Here is a 3,001-nt window from a genome sequence, read left to right on the forward strand (position 1 = left end):
TTCCTGGGCCGGCTGGTGCACTACGACCGTGCGGCCGCGGTCCGTCTGCAGGCGCGGGCGGGCGGCGACGCGCTGGCCGTCTTCGGACGGCCGCCGTCGTTCGAGGTCCTCGCCGTCCGCGCGGTGCGGCTCGCCGCACCCCTCGCGACGCCGCTGGACGTGACCGTCTCGGCGGGCGAGCTGCTGGAGTCGGTCGACGAGACCGGCGCCGGCGCCCGCGTGCCGGGCGCCGTCACCGGGCCGCCCTGGACGGGCGTCCTGCCGCCCCAGGGCGGCTGGCGGCCCGTGCCCGGACTGCCCGCACCCGAGGCGGTACGGGCGGCCCTGGCCGAGGCCGTCGCCGAGTTCCGGGCCCGGGACGAGGCACTGCCCCCGCAGCACCGCACCCGCTCCGAGCGCGACCGCATCGGCCGCGAGATCTGGTCGCGGACCCTCGGCGACACCGAACTCCCGCTGCGCGCCGCCCACGCCGCCCAGTCCCTGCTTCCTGCGGCCCGTACGCGTGACGGCCCCCGCCGGCGGCGCCGCCGGCGCGCCCGCCCCCGTGGCCCTGTTCGCCTCCGGCGGCTGGCTGCGGCTGAGCACCCCGTACGGGTCCGTCGCGACCCGGCAGCCCGGACCGGGCGGCGGACTCGGCGCCCTCCAGGTACGCCCGCTCTGACGGTGTCCGCAGCCCCGCCCGGGGCTGCGGTCTCCCGCTCCTGGGTAGAGGAGACGGCCTAGCCGGCCGTGTTGATCATCGAGGCGGCCGCGTACGTCAGGTACCGCCACAGCTGCGCCTCGTGCTCCGGCGCCAGGCCCAGCTCGTCCAGGGCCTCCCGCATGTGCTTCAGCCACGCGTCGTGCGCCGCCGAGTCCACCTGGAACGGGGCGTGCCGCATGCGCAGGCGCGGGTGGCCGCGGTTCTCGCTGTAGGTGCCCGGGCCGCCCCAGTACTGCATCAGGAACAGCGCGAACCGCTCCTCGGCGGGCCCGAGGTCCCCCTCCGGGTACATCGGACGCAGCAGCGGGTCTTCCGCGACACCCTGGTAGAAGCGGTGGACCAGACGGCGGAAGGTCGCCTCCCCGCCCACCTGCTCGAAGAAGGTCGTCTCCTGGACGTTGCTCTGCGGATCGTCATTCACCCGACCATCGTCTCAGACACCCGGACGGAGGACCCCGGTCCTAGGACCGCCCGACGCCGGGGATCCAGGAGGGCTCGCACGCGGCGCCCGCCCGCCGCACAGTGGAGACATGGGCACGGGCGGCAGGGGCGGCGCACACGCGGCACACACCCCGCGGGGACCGGAGGAGCCGGTCCGCGATCTGCGGGAGATCGCGCACGCCGCCCAGGTACGGGAGCTCACCGCCGCCGGGGCGCTGGAGGACCCGGCCTGGCGGGCCGCCTTCGCGGCCGTCCCCCGGCACGTCTTCGTGCCGTACTTCTGGACCGGCCGCGGCGCCGGCCACGAGCGGCTGTGGGCCGAGGACCCGGACCCCGAGCGCCGGGCCCGCTGGCTGCGCGGGGTCTACACCGACGCCCCCCTCGCGACCCGGCTGCGGGACGGCGAACTGCTCTCCTCCAGCAGCCAGCCCTCCCTGATGGCGAGGATGCTGGAGGCGCTCCAGGTGCGTGACGGGGACGACGTGCTGGAGATCGGCGCGGGCACCGGCTACAACGCGGCCCTGCTCTGCCACCGGCTCGGCGAGGAGCACGTCACCACGGTGGACCTGGACGAGGAGATCACGGAGTCGGCGCGGGCGCACCTGGCGCTCCTCGGCTACCGGCCGGCGGTCGTCACCGGGGACGGGGCGCGCGGCTGCCCCTCCCGCGCCCCCTTCGACCGGATCCTGGTCACCTGCACCCTGCCGCTGATCCCGCACGCCTGGCTCGCCCAGTGCCGGCCGGGGGCGCGGATCCTGGCCCCGCTGTCGACCGGGCTGATCGCGCTCACGGTCCGCGACGCCGACTTCGCGGAGGGCCGCTTCCTGCACACCTCCGCCTACTTCGTCCCGCTGCGCGGGGCCACGGCCGGGCCGCCGCCGCCCGGCATGGGCGGCCCGCTGCACGGGGTCCCGTACGAACTGGTGGAGAACGAGCGCTTCCAGTTCCTGCTGATCCTGACCGCGGGCGTGCTGCGCCCCCGGGAGGCGCTGGACCTGTGGCGCGGCGAGGGCCGCCCGGCCCGCGAGCGGTTCGGGGTCACGGTCACCCCCGAGGGGCAGTGGGCCTGGCTCGACGATCCCCAGGGGCCCTATGTGTGGCCCCTGGGGACGACCGCCGGCTAGCGGCTCAGCCGCGCCGGATGGTGATGGTGGTCCAGGCGCCCAGGTGGACCCGGTCGCCGTCGGCGAGGGGGACCGGGACGTAGGGCTGGATCGGCTCCTCGCCCATGTTGACGGTGGTGCCGTTGGTGGAGTTCTGGTCCACGACCGCCCAGCTGAGGTCGGGCTGCTGGACCAGCACCGCGTGGCTGTGCGAGACGCCCGGGTCCTCCGGGGGCACCGACAGGTCGACGTCCGGGGACTCGCCCGTGGAGGCGCGGCGCCGGCCGATGGTGATCTGGCCACCGACCAGCGGGAGGTGCAGTTCCGGGGAGTACGCGGGCAGGTTGAGCCCGGCCGCCTCGGGGCCGCTGCGCCGCATCATCGCCATGAAGTACGCGCGGTCGGGGCCGATCGTCGCCGTCCACGAGCCGCTGCCGACGGGCTCCTCCGCGACGGGCGGCAGCGGGTACTCGGCCTGGACCGGAGGCTGCACCGGTGCCGGGACGGGCGCTTGGACGGGTGCCTGGGCCGGCGCCTGGACGGGTGCCGGTACCGGCTCCTGGACCGGCGGGGCGGGCGGCACCGGAGCGGCGGGAGCCGGCGGGGGCAGCAGCCAGTCGTCCTCGTCCAGGAGCGGCTCGGCCCTGCGGTTGACCCGGGAGGGCCGGGAGCCCTGGTACTCGAAGTGGTCCTGGGAGTACACCGGCTGGGGCGGGACCGGCGGCGGGGGCGGCGGCGCGGACGGCGGGGCGCC

Annotated in this window: 3 protein-coding genes and 1 pseudogene; 2 read left to right on the forward strand and 2 right to left on the reverse strand. The window is 76.5% G+C overall.

Features of this window, described 5'->3' with window-relative positions; genetic code table 11:
- Positions 1 to 661, forward strand: a pseudogene (locus VR44_RS29895) (DUF8185 domain-containing protein); the annotation flags it as partial.
- A gap of 58 nt (positions 662 to 719) precedes the next feature.
- Here VR44_RS29895 and VR44_RS29900 read toward each other — a convergent pair.
- Positions 720 to 1,124: a globin gene (locus VR44_RS29900; protein WP_042818584.1), complete on the reverse strand. Its 405-nt coding sequence runs from the start codon at positions 1,122 to 1,124 to the stop codon at positions 720 to 722.
- A 109-nt stretch (positions 1,125 to 1,233) separates the two neighbouring features.
- Between VR44_RS29900 and VR44_RS29905 the strand changes: the two genes are divergently transcribed.
- Positions 1,234 to 2,268, forward strand: a complete 1,035-nt coding sequence (locus VR44_RS29905) for a methyltransferase domain-containing protein (RefSeq protein ID WP_169791060.1) — start codon at positions 1,234 to 1,236, stop codon at positions 2,266 to 2,268.
- A 4-nt stretch (positions 2,269 to 2,272) separates the two neighbouring features.
- On the opposite strand, the gene VR44_RS29910 is transcribed toward VR44_RS29905, so the two are convergent.
- The coding region (locus tag VR44_RS29910) for an FHA domain-containing protein (protein ID WP_045950747.1) at positions 2,273 to 3,001 on the reverse strand (729 nt) is incomplete at its 5' end.

It is taken from the genome of Streptomyces katrae, assembly GCF_000966975.1.
In the GTDB taxonomy this organism is placed as follows: Bacteria; Actinomycetota; Actinomycetes; order Streptomycetales; family Streptomycetaceae; genus Streptomyces; species Streptomyces katrae.